This window comes from Polaribacter sejongensis, assembly GCF_038024065.1.
Lineage (GTDB): Bacteria > Bacteroidota > Bacteroidia > Flavobacteriales > Flavobacteriaceae > Polaribacter > Polaribacter sejongensis.
This window is the reverse complement of the sequence record NZ_CP150667.1, coordinates 1,083,948-1,108,038: the sequence shown is the minus strand read 5'-3', so window position 1 is coordinate 1,108,038 and position 24,091 is coordinate 1,083,948. Positions and strand designations below refer to the sequence as shown.

Below are 24,091 nucleotides of genomic sequence, written 5' to 3'. Positions count from 1 at the left end.
GACGGCGGTTGCGCAAGCGCAAGCTGGGACTTATTGTAGTACATAAATTATTTATTCTTGTAGTAATCATACTGCTAAAGTAAATATTTTTTAAAAAGTATGGTCAAAAATATACCGCTTTTTTATCAGTTTTATCAAATTTAAACAAATTTATAGTTTGCGTTAAAAATTAATCAACAGATATCTTAAATAATCTTTTTTTCATAATTTTTATGGTATTTAAATTAGTGCTTTTTATTTATTACTTATTATTTTATGTGAAAACTACAATTCATCTTTAAAAAATTACAACTCGGTATTCTAAAATTTATAGAACTAAGGTAGTGTTGCATCTTTGTATCATAATTAATCACTTAAAACAACTTATTATGAAACTTATCTTAGCAATTTTAACAACGGCAATGTTATGTGTAACAAACTTCGTAACGGCTCAAAACAAAACAATTACAGCAACTGTTGTAAATATAACTTCAGATTCTGGTAAAGTAGGTTTTGCTTTATATGACAAAACTAATTTTAGATTGAAACCAATACAAAGTACTAATGCTACAATTGAAGCAGGGAAAAGTACAATGATCTTTGAAGACGTAGAAGCAGGCGAATATGCAATTATTTGTTATCATGATAAAAATGATAATGATAAAATGGATTTTAAAGCGAATGGAATGCCTTTAGAAGACTATGGTGCTTCTAACAATAACATGACTTTTGGTCCGCCAAGATTTGAAGATGCAAAATTTAAGGTTAACGATAAAAATGTATCTTTAGAAATTAAATTTTAGTACGTATTTTTTACAAGAACAATTTCCCAAAATGAAGACACCTACCAACCATATTTATAATAAAATTAAAAATGATTTTATACTTTGTACAAAATTGACCATAGTTATAGGGATCGTTTTTATAATTATAAACCAACAATTTAGTTTTAAAGGTGCAGGTATAACTTTTTTAATTTCGGGAATGTATTCTTTTACTTTAGGACTTGGAAATGGAATTATTAATGAATATCTAAATACCAAATGGGATTGGGTTAAAGAAACTAACAAAAGAGTTTGGGCAGGAATTATAACTACCGTAATTTATACAATACTTGCCGTTTTAATCATTCATTTTATACAATATATATTACTTTTTGGGTATAAAGTAGAAAACTTCTTTCAAGGATATTTAGTTTGGGTCCATTTATTTGCAATCATATTTTCATTAGGAGTCGCTGCTTTTTTTCATGCCAAAGGTTTTATGGTGAACTGGAAATCTGCCATGACCCAAGAAACTACCAAACAAGAAATTGTAGCAAAAACAGAAACAGCAAAATTTGAGTCTCTAAAAAATCAATTAGATCCACATTTTTTGTTCAATAGTTTAAATGTGTTAACGAGTTTGATTGGCGAAAATCCTGCGCAAGCAGAAAAATTTACAACTAAATTATCTAAGGTGTACAGATATGTTTTAGAGCAAAGAAACAAAGATTTAGTGCCTATTGAAGAAGAATTGAAATTTGCAAAAACGTATATGCAATTGTTAGAAATGCGTTTTGAAGATGCCGTGAAATTTAATATTCCGGATACCATAAGTAATAACGACTTAAAAATCGTGCCACTGTCTTTGCAACTTTTGTTAGAAAATGCGGTAAAACACAATGTGGTTTCATCGTCTAAACCTTTAACAGTTAGTATTTATGAAGAAGATACTTATTTAATTATAGAAAACAATGTAAATCCTAAAGAGGCAATAGGGAAAAGCACCAAAGTTGGGTTGCAGAATATTGCGGATAGATATGGATTGATCACTCAAAAAGGAGTAAAAATAGAAAACAATAACAAAACTTTTAAGGTGAGTTTACCTCTCTTATATAAAATGAACGACATTATGTACAACGACGATTTAGAAAACAGCAGATATGTAAAAGCAGTAGAAAGAGTAGAGAAACTGAAAGAATTTTATCAGAATTTAGCAGCTTACTGTATTGTAATTCCTTTTTTAATTTTTATCAATTTAAGGTTCTCTTCAGGATTTCACTGGTTTTGGTTTCCAATTTTTGGATGGGGAATGGGATTGGCATTTCACTTTTTAGAAGTAAATAATTACAATATTTTCTTAGGGAATAATTGGGAAGAAAGAAAGATAAAAGAAATGATGGAAAAGGAGAATCAGCATAAAAACAGAAGATAATGGAAAAGGACCTTACACAAGAACAAAAATATATTTTAGCAAAGAAAAGAGTTGAAAAGATTAGTAAATTTTATAAACACTTGGCGACTTATGTTATTGTAAACAGCTTTTTAAGTGCCATTTTTATAGTTGGAGACATGAATGATGGAGATACTTTTATGGAAGCTTTTTCTAATTATCATAATTATAAAATTTGGTTTTTTTGGGGAATCGGAATTGCTTTTCAGGCTTTAAATACTTTTGGATTGAGTTTGTTTATGAATAAAGATTGGGAGCAAAAGAAGATTCAGAAGTATATGGATGAACAAAATTATAGAAGATAATTATGGATACAGATATTAGTCAAAAACAACAATACATTAGAGCCCAGAAAAGACTAAAAAAGATAAAAGGGTTTTACACACATTTAAGTATTTATTGTATTGTAATACCGATTATCATTTTTGTGAATTTAAAATTCGAACCTCATTTTCATTGGTTTTGGTTTTCTGTTTGTGGCTGGGGAACAGGACTTTTCTTTCACTGGTTGTCCGTTTTTGGACTAAAGCTATTAGGTTTGGGAAATGATTGGGAAGAAAAGAAAATTAAAGAATTTATGAACCAAAAATAACTGTTATGGAAAGAGATTTTACAAAAGAACAAAATTATATTAAAGCTAAAAAACGTGTAAAAGCTATTAAAGGTTTTTATGTTCACTTAATGGTATTTGTTATTGTTAACATTTTTATAAGTGGAGTTGTTATATTTGGGCTGTTACAAAGTGATTATTCTTTTTATAATGCAATTACTAATTTTGGTGTGTATTCTACTTGGCTTTTCTGGGGAATCGGAATGTTTTTTCATTGGATGGGAGTTTTCGGATTCAAATCGATTGGGTTTGGTAAAGATTGGGAAGAGAAGAAAATTAAAGAATTTATGGAAAAGTAATGTTGTTACACAGAAATTCACGGAGAAAAAGAAGGGTTTCGCAGAGTTTTTTGACACAGAAGTTTTTGCTTTGCGCTCTTTTCGAAAATACTTTGTATTAACCTTTTTTCATATTATAAACCACTAAATACAATTTTATGAACGTATTAATAATTGAAGATGAAAAGCCTGCAGCAAGAAGGCTAAACAGAATGTTGGCAGCATTAGGTTTAGATGTTCAGCAAATGTTGCACTCGGTAGAAGAGTCTTTAAATTGGTTACAAAATAATGAACATCCAGATTTAATTTTTTTAGATATTCAGTTATCAGACGGATTATCATTTGAAATTTTTGAAGAAATTGAAGTGAAATCTGCCATTATTTTTACTACTGCCTATGATGAATATGCGTTAAAAGCATTCAAATTAAATAGTATTGATTATTTGCTAAAACCTTTAGATGAAGACGAACTGAAAGTTGCAGTAGATAAGTTTAAAGAATATCGGCCAAAAGAAACAGAAGTACAAGTAAACTTGGATGAAATTCGTAAACTATTGGTGAATCCCGTAGATAGAAAGTTTAAAAAGAGATTGACGATTAAGGTTGGTCAGCATATAAAAATTATAAATATTGATGAGGTTGAGTGTTTTTATAGTGAAAATAAATCTACTTATATTCATACTAAAGAAAACCGAAATTACTTGCTAGATAATTCTTTAGAAACTTGGCAAGAACAATTAGATCCAGAACATTTTTTTAGAGTCAACCGAACTTTTATTGTGCACATAAATGCGATAAAAGATATTATTGCCTATTCTAATTCTCGTTTAAAATTGATTTTACATTCTTATTCTGATAGTGAAATTATTGTGAGTAGGGATAGGGTTAAGGATTTTAAGAGTTGGATAGATTAGTATTAATTATAAAGTAAGTAAAATATGTAACTGGACTGTTTTCTGAATGATGAAGAAAACTAGTACTTTGCTAACTTAAGAATACAAAAACATTTTAAATTCTGATTTTAGAAAAATATTTGGATTAAAAAATACAATTTGCCAACAATGCACATGAAAACCAATCATCAAAATGAGTCGACTGATAAAAAGAATCAAACAAATCAACTTTTAGATACAGAGTCCAATCCCCAAGAGAATGAAGAATTGGCTGAAGAGAAACCTGCAAAACGAAAAAGAAGAAAAGCCACTGAAGAACAATTAAACAATCCGTTTCATGGAGTGAAATTAATCCAGGTTTTAGAACGTCTGGTTGCTCATTATGGTTGGGAGTATCTAGGGGAACGTGTAAATATTCGTTGTTTCAAAAATAACCCTACTATGAAATCAAGTCTCGGGTTTTTAAGAAGAACAACTTGGGCTCGAGAACATGTTGAGGACGTTTATTTGGAGATGCTAGAAGAGAAAAAGAACCAAATTGAATAGTGAAAAAGTAAAAGGGTTTTCAATGTAAAAAAAAACTACAAAAGATATTATTGTATATTCTAATTCTCATTTAAAATTAATTTTAAACTCTTATTCTGAAAGTGAAATTATTGTGAGCGGAGAACGTGTAAAAGATTTTAAAAACTGGATTGACTGACGCAGTCAGTTTTTTGTGTTTTAAAGTTTTAACGATTGTCATTCCGAACGAAGAATGAGGAGGAATCATACTCTCAGTTATTTTGATAAGATTTCTCAATCGCTGAAAAAGCTCATTTCGAAATGACAATTGACATATTAAGGAAATTAAACATATATTTGCAGTCGAAATGAAAAGATTGAACAACATATTACGCCTTCCTTTTTTCAGCACTTATTATTATCAAATAATAACTGCTCGGAATGGCTATGTATATACTTCAAGTAAAATCTGATAATAAATAACAATATAACATAACTATAAAGCCCGAGCATTTGCTCGGGCTTTTTTTATTTAAAAAAATATGGAAACAATTAATAAGTTAAAAGAAAATGTAGAAATTATTCTTCCTCAAAACGGACTGGAAGAAAAATTAGAATTAGCAAAAAAAGAGAACCGAAAGCTAATAATTAAGCTTGGTTTTGATCCGACAGCACCAGACTTACATTTGGGTCATGCTGTTGTTTTAAAGAAGTTAAAAGAGTTTCAAGATCTAGGTCACCAAATTGTAATTTTGGTTGGAAATTTTACTGCTCGAATAGGAGATCCTACAGGGAAAAATAAAAGTAGAAAACCTTTATCTTTAGAAGAGGTGCAGCACAATGCAGAAACCTACATTAATCAATTATCTAAAGTTATAGATGTTGATAAAGTTAAAATCGTTTTTAACTCAGAATGGTTAGACAAACTATCATTTACAGAGGTTATTCAGATTTTATCTAAAGTTACCGTTGCGCAGTTAATGCATAGAAACGACTTTAATAAAAGGTTTACGGAAAATACGCCAATTGCAATGCATGAATTAGTGTACCCGATACTTCAAGGATTTGATTCTGTAGAAATTAAAGCGGACATAGAAATGGGTGGTACAGACCAACTTTTTAATTGTACTATGGGGAGAAAGTTACAAGAAACTTTTGAAATGAGTCCACAAATAGTAATGTGTATGCCATTACTAAAAGGTCTAGATGGTAAAGAGAAAATGAGTAAATCTCTGCACAATATTATAGGGATTACAGATGAACCTAACGAAATGTTTGGTAAGACAATGTCTATTCCAGATAGTTTGATAGAAGAGTTTTTACAATTAACAACAGATTTTTCTTTAAGAGAAAAAGAGGCTATTAAAAATAAGTTAGCTAGCGGAGAAAATCCGATGGAAATAAAAAAGCTAATTGCTAAAAACATCATTACCCAATACCATAGTAGCAATCAAGCAGAAGAAGCAGAAGAATACTTTGCAAGTCAATTTCAAAGTAAAAAATTAGAAGAAAAAGAATTTAAATCTGTTTTCATTAAAGATTTTCAACATAAAGAAAATACAATTAGTTTAATAAACTTATGTGTTCACCTTAAAAAAGGACTTTCTAAATCTGCTTTACGAAGGTTAATTGAAAGTGGAGCTGTACAAATTGATAGCGTAAAAAATAAAGAGGTTTATGCGGAAATTGTTATCAAGGACGGTATGAAAGTAAAAATAGGGAAAAGAGCATTTTATGAATTAAAAGAATAAGATTGTTAGATATTTAAGAGCTAAATTAATTATTGTTTTGGGTTATGTTTAAAAGTAGACTAGTATTTTTACAACTAGTTTAAAACAATAATTACTTTATAGATATGAAAAGAACCTTATTAATACTTTTATTTCTATGCTCAAACATAAGTTTTGCGCAAAATAAATCAGTTTATAGTAAAAAATTATCTGCACAAGAAGTAGATACTATTTTTTCTGAAGACCTTAAAAATAAGCTTAAAATAGAATATTCTATAAATAAAGTTTATGAGTTTAATGATAATTTAGGAAAACACTATTTAGTCTTAACGCTAAAAGAAACAAAGTGTGGTAATGAGTATATTAATTGTAATAAGGCTATAAAAGCATATTGTATAGATTATAAAAATAATAACTATAATCTAAAATGGAATTTAAATGATTTTATACTTCCAAATGGAAATGAAGTGTCAGAAGAGTTTTCAATTTCATTTTGGACCAAATTTATTAATTTAAGTGATGTTGATGCTAATGGAATTATTGATCCGATAATTGTGTATGGTACAAAAGGCTTAAATGATTTTAGTGATGGTCGGGTTAAGATAGTAGTTTATAATAAAGGAAAAAAGGTTGTAATAAGACATCAAAATGGAATTTCAGATTATGAAAGAATTGCAAAAGTAGATGCTGGTTTTTATATGTTACCTTATAAAATTCAATTAAAAGTAAAAGAAATAATGAATAATATAGAGGAAAATAATTTTGGAATTTTCCCTTATAAATGGCAAAATAACATGAAGAGTAAGAAACTAATACTTGATGAATCTTAGTGCAAATTTTTAAAATAGAATTAAGAAAATAAAAAGTAATGTATTTATAATAAAAACTAGATTCGTTTTTACGCTCCACAATAATAAACTTAACTTTACAGCTTCTTAAAAAGATACAATTGCGATTATAAATGGCAATTACAAAAACACATTACATGAATATTTATAAAGAAATAGAGGCAGAAATTTTAGCGGCATCAAATATTGTTATTACAGCACATAAATCTGCAGACGGAGACTCAATCGGTTCATCTTTAGGTTTGCTTTATTTTATTGAAAAATTAGGTAAGAAGGCTGTGGTTTGTCATCCAGATAAAGCACCAGATTTTTTATATTGGTTAGATACTTCTGCTATTATTTTAATGGAAGAAAATCCAGAAGAAGTAACAGCACAAATGCAAAATGCAGATTTAATTTTCTGTTTAGATTACAATGCAACCAATAGAGTAGGACCAGAAATGCAAGAACTGTTAGAAGCAGCAACTTGCAAGAAAATAATGATAGATCATCATTTAAATCCGGAAGAATTTCCTACAATTACAGTTTCAGAAACGACAGCATCATCAACATCACAATTAATTGTAGATTTAATTGAAGAGTCTGGTCATTTAGAATTGTTAGACGAAAAAATAGGAACACCTTTATATTTAGGTATTTTAACAGATACAGGGAGTTTTAGATTCAATTCTGTAAAACCAAGAACACACGAGGTTTTAGGTAAGATTTTAGCAGCAGGAGTAGAGCATCATTTAATTCACGAAAAATTAAGCGATAATAATACAGAAACTCGTTTGCGTTTGCAAGGATATGCAATGAGTGAAAAATTAGAAATTTTATACGATTATAACGTTGCTATTATTTCTTTATCTAAAGAAGAACTTGCAAAATATCACTATAAGAAAGGAGATACAGATAGTTTAGCAAATTTAGTTTTATCTATAAAAGGGATGAAAGCAGCTATTGTATTTACAGAAAGAGACGGAATTATGAAAATTTCTTTCCGTTCTAAAGGAGCAGAAAATCCGGTTAATATGTTAGCAAAAGAACATTTTAACGGTGGAGGACATGCAAATGCTTCTGGAGGAATGAGTGATTTAACTGTTGATGAAACTTTAGAAAAATTAAAAGGATTGATTCCGGAATATTTTCAAAAACAGTAAGAATAGTCTTGTAAAATAGGTTAAAAATAAATACAAGACTCTGCATGAAAGAAATACTTTCACCAATAGAAGCCCAAAAGATAGTCTTGCTTTCTCAACGTGTTTTTCCTGGTAAGTTAAAAGGTACATCATTAGCTAATACACTTGCCTGTATTGAACATCTTGGTTATTTGCAGATAGATACTATTTCGGTTATTCAACGTGCCCATCATCATACGTTATGGAATAGGAATCCAGAATATCAACTTTCTGATATTGATACATTAATTGAAACCAAACAGGTTTTCGAATATTGGTCGCATGCGGCAGCATATCTGCCAATTCGAGACTTTAAATATTCACTTCCCCGTAAACATGCCATTCTAAAGAACGAACAAAGTCATTGGTTTCAGAAAGATGCGAAACTCATGGATGCTATACTAAAACGCATAGATAACGAAGGTCCTTTAATGGCAAAGGATTTTGCTCATACAGCTAAAGTTGGGGAATGGGAAAGTAAACCAGCAAAACAAGCTTTAGAGAATTTGTTTATGCAAGGAGATTTGATGATTTCCAGTCGTCAGAATTTTCATAAAGTATATGACCTTACGGAACGTGTTTTACCAGAGAATATTGATGCGAAATGCCCTACTCAACAAGAACATATTCGGTTTTTAATTACAAGTTATCTAAGAGCTAATGGTATTGGTCAAGCAAGTGAAATGGCATATTTACTTAAAAACACCAAAACACTTGTTTCTTCTAAATTGAAGGAGATGTCTTCTAACAATGAATTACTAGAAGTGCATGTTAACGGACAAATATATTACGCCTTGCCTAATGCTTTGAGTTTGTTAAGTAAGCCAATGAATAGTCAACTGAAAATTCTTTCTCCTTTTGATAATTTATTGATTCAGCGTAAACGCATACAGCACTTATTTAATTTTGATTACAAAATAGAATGTTATACTCCAGCTGTAAAACGGAAGTATGGTTATTTTTCATTACCAATTCTTTGGGATGGTAAATTAGTAGCAAGAATGGATTGTAAGGCAGATAAAAAAAGTGCTACGCTTCATATTCATCATTTATTTTTTGAAGAAAACTTTTCTTTTAATGAATCTTTTAAAGCAGCTTTTATTAAAGAGATAGAGGCGTTCAAAAGTTTTAATAATTGTTCAGGTGTAGAAGTACATAAAACAACACCAAGCTCATTATTAAATACCATTAAATCTATTTTTTAGCAAATATCAACGATTATTTTCTTGAGGTTGATTTTAATCTTTTTCAAAACTAGTTCAAAGAATTATTTACGTTCAATAAAACTTTGATTATTTTTATCAAAAATTATATAAACATGATGCAACATTACGAGTTTGTTAATAGAAAAGGCATAACAAAAAGAATTTTTAATCTGTTAGTAGTGGTTTCTTTTCTAACAATATTATTTTCTTGTAATAGTACCGATGATGATTTATTTAACGAGGAAGAAATTATACAAAAAGATGCTAAAATAGAAGATTTAGCGGGTGCTTGGTCTATTTATAAAGTAGCATCTAATGGAAATGAAGCTTCTGTACCTGCAACAACTGAAGAGTGTGGTAGAGATTTTTTTATTTACAATAGTTCTGGTACTTATGAAGAATTTCTGTATCAAGAATCTTTTACTTGTCAGCCCGTACAAAATAAATTAAAATGGACTTTAAATAATGGCATAATTACGTTAAGTACTATCGATAATAGCAATTCGGATATTATAAAAATTGTAAACTTAAGCAAAGATAATTTTGTTTTCATTGCCAGTTTAGACACAGATGGAGACGCTATTAAAGAGGAGTTTACTTTTACAGCCTATCAATATCTTGCGCCAAATGAAACAGATTTGTATTCTTCTACTTTTGAGAGAAAACATGAAGAACCTTTTGAAAATCACATAGAATTTGGTTGGGACGCTTATGACGGATACAATATGTTTGAAAAGTACGAGATTTATAGAAGTGGTAAAGATTGTAATATAGATTCAGCTACTTTATTAAAGACAATTACAGATGGTAATTTAAATACTTTTATAGATGAAGAACCTTTGCCTAATAGCGAAGCGTGTTATTTCTTAAAAATTTACACAAACAAAGGTCTTTTGGGAGAAAGTGATCCTAGATATATAAACCCTGAATTTATATTTCCAGAAAATGTTCTTTTTAAAAATGCCGAAGTAATTGAAAATGAGATTTCTTTATCTTGGGAAAAATATTCTGGTTATTATTTTTCTCATTATGAGATAAGAGTGCAAGATCAGAATGAAAATTCTGCACCTAAGATAGAAAGCGTTAAAATTATTACAGATATCAATACCACTACTTTTACAGATACGAATCCACCGTATGTAAATAACCCTATTTACTCCATTTATGTGTACAATATATTTGGAAATATTAGTAACTTAAATGATGAGAAATCTATTGTAGAAACAGCTTTTACAAGACCAGAATTGTTAGACGTTGATTATATTAAATATTTAAGTTTTGATGCTGAAGATCAATCTTTTTTCTTTTATTTAAGAAATACCAAAAACGAGCCGCGATTGGTAAAATATGATTATATCAAGCAAGAAATAACTGCAGAAGCTTTTAAACTACCAACGTCGTACACGGAAGTGGAAATGAAATTAATTAATTCAGAAAATGGAAAAGAACTAGTTTTTTCTCAAAGTGATGACCTTTTTATTTACGACGCAGAAACCTTAAATTATAAATATTCTTTAGCTGCATCCTATAGGGCAATGGGTAGTTTTGATTATTTTGATGATAATATCTGGGTTTTATCTGACAGTGATGATGTTTTTACTTACAAAAGAGATGGAGATCAATTTGTACAAATTGATAAAAAACCACATTTCCCCGATCATCAAGGAGGTCAGAATTATGAAATTACAAAATTAGATAAAAACAACTTCTTTTTAAGTCATAATAACGAGGGTAGAGCAATACATTACAGCATTAGTGATGCCGGAGAAATTACGAATAATGGAATAAAAGAAATTCCTTTAAAATTCAAGTATAATAGTGATGTATCAGTAAATACAAGAAGTTCTTATTTACTAAACAAAAAAAGAAATACGGTTTATTCTTTAGATGACTTTTCTAAAACGGTAACTTATTCTACTCCAATAGTTACATCAAATTTTAGTAAAAATGGCACTGAAATTTACGGGACAAATAATGATCCAGAAGTTTATGATAATCATAAAAATTTCAAAAAAGAAATTATAGTGTATAGCATTTTAAATAAAAATTTTAGAACAATTGCCACGAAAGGATTTCCGCTATATGTTACAGAAGATAATTTTGGAAACATCATTAGTCTGTCTTCTGGTTTTCCTAGAGATTCTTATTATGATGGTTATAATGGCAATGTAGCAGATATGTTTGTAGAAATTATCAAATAAGTAAAACAAACTCTTTAAATAATTTTTAAACTCTTAAACTTTGATTATTTTTATCGAAATTTAGTTTTAAATGAGTCAGAAAGAAGAGTTTTTCGAGTACATAAATAATGGTTACAAAACAAAAGGTGATTTTATAGCATTAGGTGCCGCCATGTTAGGTGAAGAAACCATTACAGATGCCATTGTAAAAGTACCTTTAAAAACTTTAAATAGACACGGTTTAATTGCTGGAGCTACAGGAACAGGAAAAACCAAAACGCTACAGATTTTAGCTGAAAACTTATCTGAAAAAGGAGTTCCGGTTTTGTTAATGGATATTAAAGGTGATTTATCTGGCTTGGCACAACCAGGAGCAGATCATCCAAAAATTGACGAACGTCATGCAAAAATTGGTTTTCCGTTTACGGCACAAAAATTTCCTATAGAAGTTTTAACCATTTCTGAACAAGACGGAACAAGAATGCGTGCTACGATTTCAGAATTCGGACCTGTTTTATTATCAAGAATTTTAGACTTAACAGAAACTCAAAGCGGAATTGTTGCCATCATTTTTAAGTATTGTGATGACAATAAATTTGCTCTTTTAGATATTAAAGATTTCAAAAAAGTTTTACAATATGTTACCAATGAAGGTAAAGAAGAAATTCAAGCTGAATATGGACGAATTTCATCTTCATCTACTGGAGCAATTTTACGTAAAATTGTAGAAATAGAACAACAAGGCGGAGATTTATTCTTTGGAGAAAGATCTTTTGAAGTAGAAGATTTAACAAGAGTAGATGAAGACGGAAAAGGAATTATTTCTGTATTGCGTTTAACAGATATTCAAGACAAGCCTAAGTTGTTTTCAACATTTATGTTGCAATTATTAGCTGAGGTGTATGAAACTTTTCCAGAGCAAGGAGATAGTGACAAACCAGAGTTAATTATTTTTATTGACGAAGCACATTTGGTGTTTGAAGAAGCTTCTAAGGCTTTATTAAATCAGATAGAAAGTATTGTAAAATTAATTCGTTCTAAAGGAATCGGATTGTATTTTGTTACGCAAAACCCTAAAGATGTGCCAGAAGATATTTTAGCACAATTAGGTTTAAAAATTCAACATGCGTTAAGAGCATTTACTGCAAAAGATAGAAAAGCTATTAAGCTGGCGGCAGAAAATTATCCTTCTTCAGAGTATTATGATACCAAAGAAGTTTTAACACAATTAGGAATTGGAGAAGCATTTGTATCCGTTTTAAACGAAAAAGGAATTCCAACTCCTTTGGCAAGAACTATGTTACGTGCGCCAATGAGTAGAATGGATGTTCTAACTGATAAAGAGTTAAAAAGCGTAATTAATAACTCACGTCTTTTTTATAAATACAACGAAAATTTAGATAGAGAAAGTGCGTACGAATTGTTGAATGAAAAGATAGAAAAGGTTAATATTGCAGAAGCCGATGAAAAGGAAAGAGTAAAAATAGCAAAAGCAAGAGAGAAGGAAAGAATAAGAGAAGAAAGAGCAGCTAGAAGTACTACCAGACGCAGAAGTACGGCACAAAACCCGTTAATAAAAGTATTAACAAGTGCAACTTTTATTAGAGCGGCATTTGGTATCTTAAAAAAAGTATTAAAATAAGAAATAAATAAAAAGAACATTTAAATAACAAACATACTATAATGATTAAAAAAAATATCCTTCCAATTATTGCAATCGCATTTTCACTATTTGTAATTAGCTGTGATAATACTAGTAAATTTAAAATAGAAAAAGGTAAAGTTGGCGCGCTTACAACCACAACTACAATAAAAGAATTAAGTACTATTTTTAAAAACGATTCTATTGTTAAAAATTTAAGTGAAGGTGCACAAGGAGATAATTATTTTCAAGAAGACGATGAATATTTTATTTTTGAAAAAGGAGGAAAGTTGTTACTTACAATTTTGCCAAAACAACAATTAGATTCTACTTCTACCATAAAAAGTATAGAAATTAATGATGTGCGTTATACAACTGCATCTGGAATTAATTTAAATTCTAGTTTCTCAGAAATAAATGCCAATAACAATATTAACAGAATAGAGACTACTTTAACGTCTGCAACGCTTTTTTTAAACGACTTAAATGCAACAGTTGCTATAGATAAAGAAGAGTTAGGTCTAAAAGAATTGATTACTCAAAAAGTAACAAAAGAGCAAATTCCAGATTTAGCAAAAATGAAATCTTTTATCGTTTGGTTTAATTAAATTTTAGGGCAAATTTTGTCGCTTTATTTTTTTAACAAAACCGCGCTTGAAATTTATCTTGAGCGAAGTCGAAAGGCTATATCTTTTTATGTAGAAATAAATTGATATTTTAAAAACTCCTATTTAATAAATAATATTTTGTTATATTTATTAAATAGGAGTTTTTACATAAAAAGGATGCCGTTTCAATCGCTTTCGCAAAACCAATATTTATGAAGAAAAAATATACCATTCAAAAAGCACCCTTTGTGGTTCCAACCACAGACGGTAAAGTAATAGAAGAACATTTCGGACAAGCAACCGATGGAAACTCTCAAATAAGTATTGCACACATGATTGCGCCTTCTGGTTGGAGTGAACCTTTTCAAACGCCAGAATTTGAAGAATACACGTACATTATCAAAGGAAAAAAACAATTTATAATAGATGGAGAAACTATTATTTTATCTGCTGGAGAATCTATTAAAATAGAAAAAAATACGAGAGTTCAATATTCAAATCCTTTTATAGAACCATGTGAATATATGGCAGTTTGTTTGCCTGCTTTTTCTATAGATTTGGTACATAGAGAAGAGGTCTAAATTACATTTGTGTTAATTTCTAAATTGATTGTTATAATATTAACATTACATTATTCCTAAATTGCGATAAACTACTAACTATGAAAGATACTATTGCACCAAGAATAATAAGACAAATATTTGTTTTATTACTTATTTTATTTATTTTAATTCTAATTTTCAGGGAGTTAATCCCATACTTATCAGGTGTTTTAGGGGCAATAACTATTTTTGTTTTATTAAGAAAAGCAATGCTTTTTTTGGTTAATAAAAATTGGAAACCAAATATTGCCGCAGCTTTTTTAATCGTAGTTTCCTTTATAGGTATACTTTTACCAATTTCGGGTATTTTATTAATGTTGGCAAATAAAGTGCGTGATGTAGTTGGAAATTCAGAAGAGGTTGTATCAAAGTTTAAAACACAAATGACTTCTTTAGAAAGTAAAGTAGGTTATAATTTTACAGATAGTATAGACGCGGAAGAAGTGTCTAGTTGGATAACAGATAACTTACAAGGTTTTGTAGGTAGTACCTTTAATATATTTATATCCATTGGTTTAATGTACTTCTTATTATACTTTATGTTGGTAAATGAAAAAATCTTAAGACAATCTTTATACAAATATCTACCAATAAACGAAGTGAATTTAAAGATAATAGGATCTGAAGCGAAGTCTATGGTTCGTTCTAATACCATAGGAATTCCTTTAGTAGCTATTGCACAAGGTATTATTGCATTAATAGGTTTTCTAATTTTCGATATCAATAACCCATTCTTTTGGTTTACAATTGTTACAGTAGGTTCTATGATTCCTTTTATAGGAACCTTTGTAGGTATATTACCTGTTTTTATTTTAACGTTAGCTTCTGGAGACAGTGTTGCTGCTTGGGGAATCTTAATTTATGGGATAGTTGTGGTTGGTTCTACAGATAATATTATAAGGCTTTTGGTATTAAAAAAATTAGATGATGTACACCCTTTAATTACCTTAATTGGTGTTATTGTTGGGGTACCTTTATTTGGGTTTATTGGTTTAATTTTCGGGCCATTATTAATCAGTTTATTTTTAGTAATTGTAAAAATTTACAGAAAAGAATTTGCAGAAAATAATATTTAATTAATACAATTTTAAGCAAAAAAAAGCGATGCATTTAATGCATCGCTTTTTTTTATACCTTATAAAAAATTAGCTTTTTCTTTGGCAAGCTAATAATGTGTTTTTTAATAACATGGCAATAGTCATTGGACCAACTCCACCAGGAACAGGAGTAATAAAATCAGATTTTTTAGAAACTTCATCAAAAGCGACATCTCCAACCAATCTAAATCCACTTTTTTTAGTAGCATCTTCTAAACGAGTAATACCAACATCAATTACAGTAACATGGTCTTTTATCATATCTGCTTTTAAAAACTCAGGAATACCAATTGCAGCAATAATAATATCTGCTTGTAAGGTTATTTCTTTTAAGTTTTTAGTTCTACTATGGCACATTGTTACCGTTGCGTTACCAACCTTTCTTTTTTGCGATAATAAAATACTCATTGGGCTACCAACAATATGACTTCTACCTAAAACAACTACGTGTTTTCCTGAAGTTTCAACTTTATATCTTTCTAATAGCTCTAAAATTCCAAAAGGAGTTGCAGAGATAAAAGTAGGTAAATTTAAAGCCATTTTTCCAACGTTCGTTGGATGAAAGCCGTCTACGTCCTTATCAGGGTTTATAGCCATTAATATTTTTTGCTCATCTATGTGTTTTGGTAACGGAAGTTGAACAATAAAACCATCAATATCTTTATCAATATTTAAAATAGCAATTTCATTTAATAAATCTTCTTCGTTAGTATCATCTGGTAATCTAATTAAAGTAGATTCGAAACCAACAAGCTCACAAGCTTTTACTTTTGCATTCACATAAGTGATACTTGCACCGTCGTCTCCAACGATTATCGCTGCTAAATGAGGCGTATCAGCTCCTTTACTTTTTAAATCTCTTACTTCTAAAGCAATTTCTTCTTTAATGTCTGCAGATGTTTTTTTTCCGTCTAATAAAATCATATTTTCAGTATTCAGTATTCAGTATTCAGTCGCAGTTTTCAGTCACAGTTTGTACGCTGTAAATTTAACGGCAAATATTTATTTTCTTTAATTTAATTAATTTCAACTCCAAATTTACCTGGATTATTAATCATATAATTTATTAATTTCCCAATCTCTTTACTTTGATTAGAAAAATTATTGTGATCATTATCGGAAATATATTTACAAGCTAATGCAAAATCTAACCAAGTATTTGTTTCTGAATTTTCACCATCAGAATCTGTAAGTTTACTTATAAAATGTTTCGGATATCTTCTTTTTCTATAGGCTTCAGCAATATTTGCACAAACAGAGCGTGAACTTCTTCTTACTTGATCTGTTAATGAATATTTTTCTTCTTTTGGAAAAGATTTAGACAATTCAAAGATTTTCATTGATAAATCAAATGCCTTTTTATAAGCCAATAATTCTTTAAAATCCATAATTTTACTGTGAACTGTTACTGAAAACTGAGACTAAAAAAATTACTTCATTCCTTTCATCATTTGCATCATCTTTTTGCCGCCGCCGCCTTGCATCATCTTCATCATTTTACTCATTTGGTTAAATTGCTTCATTAATTGATTAACTTCATTAACCGAAGTTCCAGAACCTTTTGCAATTCTCTTTTTTCTACTGGCATTTATTGTTGTTGGTGTACTTCTTTCTTCTGGCGTCATAGAATGAATAATAGCTTCGATACCTTTAAAAGCATCATCATCTATATCTACATCTTTCATTGCTTTACCAGCACCAGGAATCATACCAACTAAATCTTTCATGCTACCCATTTTTTTGATTTGTTGAATCTGACTTAAAAAGTCATCAAAACCAAATTGATTTTTAGCAATCTTTTTCTGTAATTTTCTAGCTTCTTCTTCATCGTATTGGTCTTGTGCTCTTTCTACTAAAGAAACAACATCTCCCATCCCTAAAATACGATCAGCCATTCTATCTGGATGGAATACATCTATTGCATCCATTTTTTCTCCAGTACCAATAAACTTAATAGGTTTATCAACAACAGATTTAATAGACAATGCAGCTCCACCACGAGTATCTCCATCTAATTTTGTAAGAACAACTCCATCAAAATTTAAGATATCATTAAAAGCTTTTGCAGTATTTACTGCATCTTGCCCTGTCATAGAATCTACTACAAATAAAGTTTCTTGTGGACTTACAGCTTTATGAATGTTAGAAATTTCATTCATCATTTCTGTATCCACAGCTAAACGACCAGCAGTATCAATAATAACTACGTTTTTACCGTTTGCTTTTGCATGTTTTATTGCGTTTTGTGAAATTTCAACAGGATTGTTGTTTCCAACTTCTGCATACACCTCAACACCAATTTGTTCTCCAACAACTTGTAATTGATTTATTGCAGCAGGTCTATAAACATCACAACCAACTAATAAAACTTGTTTAGATTTTTTATCCTTAAGAAAGTTAGCTAATTTTCCTGAAAAAGTAGTTTTACCAGAACCTTGTAAACCAGACATTAAAATTACAGTTGGCGAACCACCTAAATTAACACCTACAGTTTCTCCACCCATTAATTCTGTTAGTTCATCTTTAACTAACTTTACCATTAATTGCCCTGGGTTTAACGTAGTTAATACGTCTTGCCCTAAAGCTTTGGATTGAACTCTTTTAGTAAAATCTTTGGCAATTTTAAAGTTAACATCGGCGTCTAACAACGCTCTTCTAACTTCTTTTAATGTTTCTGCAACATTTACCTCTGTAATTTTACCATGACCTTTTAAGGTGTGTAAAGCTTTATCTAATTTATCGCTTAAATTATTAAACATAATTCGTCTTCTTTTTTAGGAAGCACAAATATATGAATTAGAATAGTTTTTTATTGAATCAGAATTAGAAAATATGTGGTTAAAGATATTTATTAATTGATTTGAGATCAATTAAAGGTAAATAGGTTAAGTAAAAACGAAGTTTCTTATTAAAATATTGAATAATATGAATTTAAAACTTGTGATTTTATTTTTATCACGAAGTAAAATTGGATAGTTTATACCCCAGTGAGGTTAGCAATAAGTCTCTTCACCATAATTCATTATTAATATTTTGGTATGATGTTCTGTGTGATATGCTGTCCACATAATAATTTCTCTAATAGTCATTTTACCCATTAAAGGATGCGGAAGTACCAACGTGTCTAAATTAACATCACTAATTTTTTTGATTTTAAATTGTAGTTTTTTACTCTGTATTTGCAGTTTTGTTAATAGACGTTCTCTATCTTTCAGTAATGGTTTTTTTAACTTTTGATTGTATTTCTTTGTTTTATCTTTATTGTCAACTAATTCTTGACAGTACTTACTTACAATCGTTTTGTAATCTCTAGGTTCTCTATTACACAACCCAAATTTGTATTTAAAAAAAAAGCGAGGATAACTTAAAGCGTTATTTAAAAGTTGTAAGCTGTTTACTAAATGCAATATTTGTTGTCCTACAGTCCATTTTCCATCGGGGCCTTTTTCCCAGTTTTCATTTGGTTGATCTTCTAACCATTTAAATAAAGTATTGTGATTTTCTTCTAATAAATCTGCAATTTCCTCTTTTTCCATCAATAATAAATTATGTAAGTAAGATACAAAAAAATACGTTATAAACTGTTGAGGCTTAATATGACTTTTAGTGTTTTTTAAGTGTGAATGGTTGTATATTTCAGCGAATACTCTCTCGTATTCTACAATAATAGATATCCTGAAAACTGTAAATGATTATAGCCAAATTAGCAAGTAAAATCGCTTTATAAAAGGATAAAGTGTTTCGTTTTCTTCTTAATTAATTTTTTCAATAGTTAACATAGTTCCTTCAGGGAGTATGCTTAAACTATCTGGAGTTCCACGATCACTTTCGTAAACTCTACCTTCAACTCCAATTTTATCATTTACAATTAAGTCTAAAATTTTTACCATTGTTACAGTACTTTTATTTACCAAACTACTTGTTTGATAGCTATAAGCTCTTGTATTATTTACCGATATCGTATTTTTTGTGAGCTGAAATTCTCCTCCAACTCGAACATTATTTATTGCTTCGGATGTAATTCTGTAAGTAATTTTATAACGTCCCGCTTTAAGCACAGTAATTCCATCTGAAGTATTAGTGTAGTCTGAAGAGTTGGGAGTAAAATTTTGAGATTGAAAGTTGATTGTTGTAAAATTGGAAGATTCTGCAATTGTTTGTATTGCATTTGGGTAGCGCTCGCTTACTGTAGGTATAAAAGTTTTTTTAGGTATATATTGAGATGAAGTATTATCATAAACTAATGTTTGTCCGTCTGTTGGAGATATGTTCGAAACATCTATGTTTTGTATTCTTTCAACGGTTGCTAAAGCTAAAGTTCCTGAAACATCACCTGTAATTTTTAATGCTGATAAATCTGTTTGTTTTGTTGTTTCTCCATCATTTTCTAATGAGATTTCTAAATTTTTACCATCTGCATTTAAAGTATAAATATTAATTTTTTGAGTATCCGTATTTACAGCAGAAGGATCTATCCAAATTGTTCCAGTATTGGTTGCTGATAAAATTTGTCCATAAGTGCCTGTTGAATTATTTTCATCTAGAATATGACCATCTAATTTTAATGTTTGTTTTATTGTTACAGTTGTATTATTAGATATTTCATCTATGTTTAGAGCTTCAATACCACCAACTGAAAAGCTAATTTCATCTGCGACAGGGCTGTACATTCCAGTATCTGTATCATTTTTAAATCTGTATGATGGTCGGCCTATAGTACCATCAGAGTTTAAAATGCCTTCCGTTCTCATGGCTCCCGTAACATGAAACTTATTTGTAGGAGAACTTGTTCCTATACCCAATCTATTATTGGTGCTATCCCAGAATAATTGAGTATTGTCTTCTGTAGGTATCCCAGTAGCACCTGCAAAAAATACAGATCCTTTCGTAGCTGTTGGCGATAATTTTTCCCAAGAAGTACCATTATAAATTTTAATAGTAGTGGGTGAGGAAGAAGTATCAAACCAAATATCGTTTTCTACTGGATTTGAATTACTCGTGTTAGCAGTTGTAACTGTATTATTTCTTATGTTAAGTATAGTTCCTTTGTTATTGATAACGCTAACTTCTTGCGCATATATACTAGTCACTAATAGTAGTAAAAAAGAGATAATATGTTGCTTTAGAAAGTGCTGCATTTTTTATTTATAAAATAGAGTTATAAAGTTATAAAGTTATAAAGTTAAAAAGTTAAGAAAGTTGATTTTGAAAATAAGAGAGTTTTATTTTAAGACAAGGACAAGTAAAATTATGGCTTGTAATTATACAAACCATAATTTATAAGGATGCTATTTTTACTTAATAAAGTGTACTTCAAAAACATCTCCAGTATAAGCAGTACCGCCTAATGAAGCAACAACTATGTTTACTTCATTAACAGTTGTAATTGTATAGTCTGTACCAGATCTTAATTTTGCACCATTTCTATACACAGATACACGATTAACGTTTGTAGTTGCTAAGATACCAACGGCATCCACAGTAAAGTCAGTTGTTACATCTGCAGTTAATTCTGTTTCATCCCATAGAACATCAATGAAATTAGTCATTAAAAGTTTTTTTGTTTCACCAGTAGCTTCATCCCTAACTAATAATGAATATCCTGTAGTGTCAAAAGCTGTGGCAGCAGAGTTTTCAGCATCTCCAGCGGTTGAGTCAATTCCATCAATTCCTGTAATAGCAAAAATAGCTCCGGATGCGTCTATATAAGTATCATCTGTTAAAGTACCACCCAATTGCCAGGTTGTAATTACACCACCATCGGGTGCAGTATCAGTAAACATGGTTACACCATTACTAGATTGTAAATACTTAATTGTACCCTTATTATCTATAACTTTAATAGAGCCGCCAGCATCACCTAAAACAGTATTTGCTTGTTTTGTAAAATCGGTTGCAGCATTAGTTGAGGTCTCTGTTCTTTGGGCATTCATGGCGCTAGCTACCATAATCATAATTCCTAATACTGTTAATTTTAAATAATTCGTTTTCATAGTTTTCATTTTTAATTAATTTAATTGTTATTTTTCTTTTTTAATTGTTTTTATTCATAGGCTTTTCAGTTTTTTATGAGTGATGTATTAATATAGTTGGACTATTCTAACTTTATCATCTTGGTAACATTTCGCTTCTTGTTCTAGTTTTATAGTAGTATTGTTAATTGCAACAAAATTGATACGAACACCGTTTCTAAATACATCTATTTTATCAGAATTTGTAATGTTGAGGGGAGTGGTAAATTCTAATTGACCATCAGAAGCAATAATAATTACTTGTTTTTTTTGATGGAGAGTAGAACTAGCTTTTTGCCTTAAAACACCTGTACTTTTATCCATAACGACTATTTGATCTTCAGTATTTGTGCTTTCTTGCAAACCTGCAAAGGCAAATGTGTTTGTTGCGCTTGTAGTAATTAAAGTCGGTTCAATTAAAATACCACCTAGTTTTACTTTGTTGTCACTTATGTAAAGACCATTTTGTGCTTTCATGTTTTTAAATGAAACCCAATGAGTACCATTGTATATTTCTATACAGTTACAAGTCTGATTCCAAACTTGATCTCCAATATCAGGACTTTCAAATTGAGTAGCTCTAATATTTTCGTTTGCTACTACTATAAGTCCAAATTCATTAGTAGGATCAAAATCTGCATTTACAGGAAGCCAACTTGTATTATCCCAAATCATTAATGATGGGTTGTTATTTATACCATATTCTGTGAGCCAAATGATATCTCCTAATTGATAAGGAGGAGATAGGTCTCCTAAAGAATTCACTATTTTTATGTTTCCATTACCGTTTCCATTACCGTTTCCACTACCAGGTTGAGGTATGTATAATATTTTTTGACTGTCTAAAAAGACAAAACCGTCGTTATCATTTAGAATATTTAGTTCAACATTTAAATGTTTTAACTTTCCATCCCAATTAATATCATAAAATGTATTACTTATAGGAGTACCTTCGCCTACAATAAGGGAAACCATTCCGTTTTCATCTGTACTAATTGTATGTTCTTCTATGTATTCTACAGCGGTTTCATTTGTTATAGTAAAACGTAGGGTAATTTCCTCTAGACCTAAAGGAACTTTATTTTCTAACACGTTTGTTCCAGGAATCTGAATTTCTTCGTTATTTAAAATTAACGCCTGATAATTAAAACCAGGCGTTTGACCAAACAGAAACGTGTTTGTTAGTAAAAATAAAAAGAGCTGTATTTTATGTGAAAATTTCATATTTATTTTTTAGAACCTTCTGTTATTTAATCTTAAAATATAGAATAACAATCCAAATGAAAATGCCTTGGTGTGAAATGAATATGATTCTTCTATATTACTGTCTTGGCTTTTTTCTTTAAAACTATCGGCTACATTATATTTTATATAGGTAGATAGATTATCATGAATAACATATTCTACACTTATTCCTCTGTGTATTCTAATTAAGCTTTTGTCAAAAGTATTTTCCTTATATAGGTTTACTGTATTGTCTTTATAGGTTCTTGTTCCTGCAATAAGCCTATCGTAAGAAATATGTGCGTGTATTTGTACTTTTAACCGTCTTTCATTAACAGCGGCAAAGTTGATACCTGGTTTTAAGGTTACATAGCTTAAATTATACGTTGTAGGTATGCTAATATTACCGGAATAAAAACCAGTGTTAATTTTATATTTATTGTATCCCAGGCCTATTTCCCAAGTAAAACGTTCTTCATCTAATTTAAATCTAAAACCACTTTCAATAAAAAATTCTTGTGCTTTTGAGTAACTTAAATCTAAAGTATTATTTCCTAAATTATTAACGTAATCTTTAAAATAGGCATTTTCAAAACCAGTTTCAATATAGACTTGTTGTGCCTTTGTTGTATCGTTCATAAAAATAAATACAACAGTTATAATTATAATATTTGAGATATTTTTCCACATCTCTTATTCTGTTTTTAGTATTTTTTCTGTAAACGTTTTATTACCGCTTTGTATGCGTATAATATAGATGCCTATACTATAATTTTTCAGGGGAATTAGTAAATTGTCTGTGGTGGAGTATTCTTTTTTAAAGATAATTTTCCTATTAATATCATATATGTGTATATGAATTTTATGCTTAGTTTCTTTGGAGAAATTAAGTGTTAGATATTCTATAAAAGGATTTGGAGAAATGACAATGCTAAGAGATTCATCAATAATATCTTTGTTAGAATTATTGATACTAAATTCTTTAATATTATTTAAAAAACCTTGTTGGACATTTCTTTTAGTAGTAATTTTTGTGCCAATAATACTAGATTGACCAATGCTTTGTAAAACTGTATACCTTATTTTATTGCTAGAAATAGGATATACAGATGTACTACCTACTGTAGATATTGTAGATTTTAAAAGAGTTTGTTTTGTTTGTTGAGAATGCGTTTCAATTACAAGCAAAACAAGTATTATTAAAAGTAGTTCTTTAATCAATGAAAATTTCTTTTTAATTATAATGCAGTTTTTTCTTAAATATATGCATTTTTAACAAGAAATTAACTTTAATTTGGTTTTTTGT

At 29.6% G+C, this 24,091-nt stretch carries 25 protein-coding genes; 16 read left to right on the top strand and 9 right to left on the bottom strand.

What is annotated here, in order from left to right:
* Positions 1–368: 368 nt before the first annotated feature.
* From WHD08_RS04500 to WHD08_RS04425, 16 genes are all read left to right on the top strand, one after another.
* The gene (locus tag WHD08_RS04500) at positions 369–782 is read left to right on the top strand and encodes a DUF2141 domain-containing protein (RefSeq protein ID WP_208889067.1); all 414 of its coding nucleotides are present in this window, start codon (positions 369–371) and stop codon (positions 780–782) included.
* 31 nt (positions 783–813) lie between these two features.
* A complete protein-coding gene (locus WHD08_RS04495) occupies positions 814–2,175 on the top strand; it encodes a 2TM domain-containing protein (protein WP_208889068.1) in 1,362 nt (453 codons plus the stop codon).
* Positions 2,175–2,498 carry a 2TM domain-containing protein gene (locus WHD08_RS04490; RefSeq protein WP_208889069.1) on the top strand — a complete coding sequence of 108 codons (324 nt, stop codon included), beginning with the start codon at positions 2,175–2,177 and terminating at the stop codon, positions 2,496–2,498. Before WHD08_RS04495 ends, WHD08_RS04490 begins: the two co-directional genes overlap by 1 nt.
* A 2-nt stretch (positions 2,499–2,500) precedes the next feature.
* Positions 2,501–2,785, top strand: a complete 285-nt coding sequence (locus WHD08_RS04485; RefSeq protein ID WP_208889070.1) for a 2TM domain-containing protein — start codon at positions 2,501–2,503, stop codon at positions 2,783–2,785.
* Positions 2,786–2,790: 5 nt separating this feature from the next.
* Complete coding sequence (locus WHD08_RS04480; protein ID WP_208889071.1) at positions 2,791–3,102, top strand: 2TM domain-containing protein; 312 nt, start codon at positions 2,791–2,793, stop codon at positions 3,100–3,102.
* A 137-nt stretch (positions 3,103–3,239) separates the two neighbouring features.
* On the top strand, positions 3,240–3,995 hold the full coding sequence (locus tag WHD08_RS04475; RefSeq protein ID WP_208889072.1) for a LytR/AlgR family response regulator transcription factor: 756 nt from the start codon (positions 3,240–3,242) through the stop codon (positions 3,993–3,995).
* 147 nt (positions 3,996–4,142) lie between these two features.
* Positions 4,143–4,520 carry a VF530 family protein gene (locus WHD08_RS04470; RefSeq protein ID WP_340833837.1) on the top strand — a complete coding sequence of 126 codons (378 nt, stop codon included), beginning with the start codon at positions 4,143–4,145 and terminating at the stop codon, positions 4,518–4,520.
* Positions 4,521–5,020: 500 nt separating this feature from the next.
* Entirely contained in the window at positions 5,021–6,229 is a 1,209-nt protein-coding gene (gene tyrS, locus WHD08_RS04465) for a tyrosine--tRNA ligase (protein WP_208889073.1), read from the top strand.
* A 104-nt stretch (positions 6,230–6,333) separates the two neighbouring features.
* The gene (locus WHD08_RS04460; RefSeq protein WP_208889074.1) at positions 6,334–7,038 is read left to right on the top strand and encodes a M949_RS01915 family surface polysaccharide biosynthesis protein; all 705 of its coding nucleotides are present in this window, start codon (positions 6,334–6,336) and stop codon (positions 7,036–7,038) included.
* A 155-nt stretch (positions 7,039–7,193) separates the two neighbouring features.
* Positions 7,194–8,198, top strand: a complete 1,005-nt coding sequence (locus WHD08_RS04455; RefSeq protein WP_208889075.1) for a DHH family phosphoesterase — start codon at positions 7,194–7,196, stop codon at positions 8,196–8,198.
* A 44-nt stretch (positions 8,199–8,242) separates the two neighbouring features.
* A complete protein-coding gene (locus tag WHD08_RS04450; protein WP_208889076.1) occupies positions 8,243–9,421 on the top strand; it encodes a winged helix-turn-helix domain-containing protein in 1,179 nt (392 codons plus the stop codon).
* Between the two features lie 113 nt (positions 9,422–9,534).
* The gene (locus WHD08_RS04445; protein WP_208889077.1) at positions 9,535–11,622 is read left to right on the top strand and encodes a lipocalin family protein; all 2,088 of its coding nucleotides are present in this window, start codon (positions 9,535–9,537) and stop codon (positions 11,620–11,622) included.
* 70 nt (positions 11,623–11,692) lie between these two features.
* A complete protein-coding gene (locus WHD08_RS04440; protein ID WP_208889078.1) occupies positions 11,693–13,243 on the top strand; it encodes a helicase HerA-like domain-containing protein in 1,551 nt (516 codons plus the stop codon).
* Positions 13,244–13,284: 41 nt separating this feature from the next.
* Positions 13,285–13,851, top strand: coding sequence for a hypothetical protein (locus WHD08_RS04435; RefSeq protein ID WP_165733420.1), 567 nt, complete (start codon positions 13,285–13,287; stop codon positions 13,849–13,851).
* A 212-nt stretch (positions 13,852–14,063) separates the two neighbouring features.
* Positions 14,064–14,432 carry a cupin domain-containing protein gene (locus WHD08_RS04430; protein WP_208889079.1) on the top strand — a complete coding sequence of 123 codons (369 nt, stop codon included), beginning with the start codon at positions 14,064–14,066 and terminating at the stop codon, positions 14,430–14,432.
* Between the two features lie 80 nt (positions 14,433–14,512).
* The gene (locus WHD08_RS04425; protein WP_208889080.1) at positions 14,513–15,529 is read left to right on the top strand and encodes an AI-2E family transporter; all 1,017 of its coding nucleotides are present in this window, start codon (positions 14,513–14,515) and stop codon (positions 15,527–15,529) included.
* Positions 15,530–15,598: 69 nt separating this feature from the next.
* Here the strand turns inward: WHD08_RS04425 and folD are convergent, their stop codons facing one another.
* From folD to WHD08_RS04380, 9 genes are all read right to left on the bottom strand, one after another.
* A complete protein-coding gene (gene folD / locus WHD08_RS04420; protein ID WP_208889081.1) occupies positions 15,599–16,474 on the bottom strand; it encodes a bifunctional methylenetetrahydrofolate dehydrogenase/methenyltetrahydrofolate cyclohydrolase FolD in 876 nt (291 codons plus the stop codon).
* Positions 16,475–16,566: 92 nt separating this feature from the next.
* Positions 16,567–16,938, bottom strand: coding sequence for a four helix bundle protein (locus WHD08_RS04415; RefSeq protein WP_165733416.1), 372 nt, complete (start codon positions 16,936–16,938; stop codon positions 16,567–16,569).
* A 42-nt stretch (positions 16,939–16,980) separates the two neighbouring features.
* Positions 16,981–18,309, bottom strand: a complete 1,329-nt coding sequence (gene ffh / locus WHD08_RS04410) for a signal recognition particle protein (protein ID WP_208889082.1) — start codon at positions 18,307–18,309, stop codon at positions 16,981–16,983.
* A 234-nt stretch (positions 18,310–18,543) separates the two neighbouring features.
* Positions 18,544–19,086 carry a DinB family protein gene (locus WHD08_RS04405; RefSeq protein WP_208889083.1) on the bottom strand — a complete coding sequence of 181 codons (543 nt, stop codon included), beginning with the start codon at positions 19,084–19,086 and terminating at the stop codon, positions 18,544–18,546.
* A gap of 216 nt (positions 19,087–19,302) precedes the next feature.
* The gene (locus WHD08_RS04400; protein ID WP_208889084.1) at positions 19,303–20,688 is read right to left on the bottom strand and encodes a hypothetical protein; all 1,386 of its coding nucleotides are present in this window, start codon (positions 20,686–20,688) and stop codon (positions 19,303–19,305) included.
* A gap of 156 nt (positions 20,689–20,844) precedes the next feature.
* Positions 20,845–21,543 (bottom strand): hypothetical protein, encoded by a 699-nt coding sequence (locus tag WHD08_RS04395; protein ID WP_208889085.1) that lies wholly within the window; start codon positions 21,541–21,543, stop codon positions 20,845–20,847.
* 87 nt (positions 21,544–21,630) lie between these two features.
* Positions 21,631–22,785: a hypothetical protein gene (locus WHD08_RS04390; protein ID WP_208889086.1), complete on the bottom strand. Its 1,155-nt coding sequence runs from the start codon at positions 22,783–22,785 to the stop codon at positions 21,631–21,633.
* 9 nt (positions 22,786–22,794) lie between these two features.
* Entirely contained in the window at positions 22,795–23,424 is a 630-nt protein-coding gene (locus WHD08_RS04385) for a hypothetical protein (RefSeq protein ID WP_208889087.1), read from the bottom strand.
* A 54-nt stretch (positions 23,425–23,478) separates the two neighbouring features.
* The gene (locus WHD08_RS04380; RefSeq protein WP_208889088.1) at positions 23,479–24,006 is read right to left on the bottom strand and encodes a T9SS type A sorting domain-containing protein; all 528 of its coding nucleotides are present in this window, start codon (positions 24,004–24,006) and stop codon (positions 23,479–23,481) included.
* Between the last annotated feature and the right edge of the window lie 85 nt (positions 24,007–24,091).

Bases quoted from the DNA above. Each gene is read 5' to 3' on its own strand.
- WHD08_RS04500 (WP_208889067.1), top strand. From the start codon at position 369: ATGAAACTTATCTTAGCAATTTTAACAACGGCAATGTTATGTGTAACA.
- WHD08_RS04495 (WP_208889068.1), top strand. From the start codon at position 814: ATGAAGACACCTACCAACCATATTTATAATAAAATTAAAAATGATTTT.
- WHD08_RS04490 (WP_208889069.1), top strand. From the start codon at position 2,175: ATGGAAAAGGACCTTACACAAGAACAAAAATATATTTTAGCAAAGAAA.
- WHD08_RS04485 (WP_208889070.1), top strand. From the start codon at position 2,501: ATGGATACAGATATTAGTCAAAAACAACAATACATTAGAGCCCAGAAA.
- WHD08_RS04480 (WP_208889071.1), top strand. From the start codon at position 2,791: ATGGAAAGAGATTTTACAAAAGAACAAAATTATATTAAAGCTAAAAAA.
- WHD08_RS04475 (WP_208889072.1), top strand. From the start codon at position 3,240: ATGAACGTATTAATAATTGAAGATGAAAAGCCTGCAGCAAGAAGGCTA.
- WHD08_RS04470 (WP_340833837.1), top strand. From the start codon at position 4,143: ATGCACATGAAAACCAATCATCAAAATGAGTCGACTGATAAAAAGAAT.
- tyrS (WP_208889073.1), top strand. From the start codon at position 5,021: ATGGAAACAATTAATAAGTTAAAAGAAAATGTAGAAATTATTCTTCCT.
- WHD08_RS04460 (WP_208889074.1), top strand. From the start codon at position 6,334: ATGAAAAGAACCTTATTAATACTTTTATTTCTATGCTCAAACATAAGT.
- WHD08_RS04455 (WP_208889075.1), top strand. From the start codon at position 7,194: ATGAATATTTATAAAGAAATAGAGGCAGAAATTTTAGCGGCATCAAAT.
- WHD08_RS04450 (WP_208889076.1), top strand. From the start codon at position 8,243: ATGAAAGAAATACTTTCACCAATAGAAGCCCAAAAGATAGTCTTGCTT.
- WHD08_RS04445 (WP_208889077.1), top strand. From the start codon at position 9,535: ATGATGCAACATTACGAGTTTGTTAATAGAAAAGGCATAACAAAAAGA.
- WHD08_RS04440 (WP_208889078.1), top strand. From the start codon at position 11,693: ATGAGTCAGAAAGAAGAGTTTTTCGAGTACATAAATAATGGTTACAAA.
- WHD08_RS04435 (WP_165733420.1), top strand. From the start codon at position 13,285: ATGATTAAAAAAAATATCCTTCCAATTATTGCAATCGCATTTTCACTA.
- WHD08_RS04430 (WP_208889079.1), top strand. From the start codon at position 14,064: ATGAAGAAAAAATATACCATTCAAAAAGCACCCTTTGTGGTTCCAACC.
- WHD08_RS04425 (WP_208889080.1), top strand. From the start codon at position 14,513: ATGAAAGATACTATTGCACCAAGAATAATAAGACAAATATTTGTTTTA.
- folD (WP_208889081.1), bottom strand. From the start codon at position 16,474: ATGATTTTATTAGACGGAAAAAAAACATCTGCAGACATTAAAGAAGAA.
- WHD08_RS04415 (WP_165733416.1), bottom strand. From the start codon at position 16,938: ATGGATTTTAAAGAATTATTGGCTTATAAAAAGGCATTTGATTTATCA.
- ffh (WP_208889082.1), bottom strand. From the start codon at position 18,309: ATGTTTAATAATTTAAGCGATAAATTAGATAAAGCTTTACACACCTTA.
- WHD08_RS04405 (WP_208889083.1), bottom strand. From the start codon at position 19,086: ATGGAAAAAGAGGAAATTGCAGATTTATTAGAAGAAAATCACAATACT.
- WHD08_RS04400 (WP_208889084.1), bottom strand. From the start codon at position 20,688: ATGCAGCACTTTCTAAAGCAACATATTATCTCTTTTTTACTACTATTA.
- WHD08_RS04395 (WP_208889085.1), bottom strand. From the start codon at position 21,543: ATGAAAACGAATTATTTAAAATTAACAGTATTAGGAATTATGATTATG.
- WHD08_RS04390 (WP_208889086.1), bottom strand. From the start codon at position 22,785: ATGAAATTTTCACATAAAATACAGCTCTTTTTATTTTTACTAACAAAC.
- WHD08_RS04385 (WP_208889087.1), bottom strand. From the start codon at position 23,424: ATGAACGATACAACAAAGGCACAACAAGTCTATATTGAAACTGGTTTT.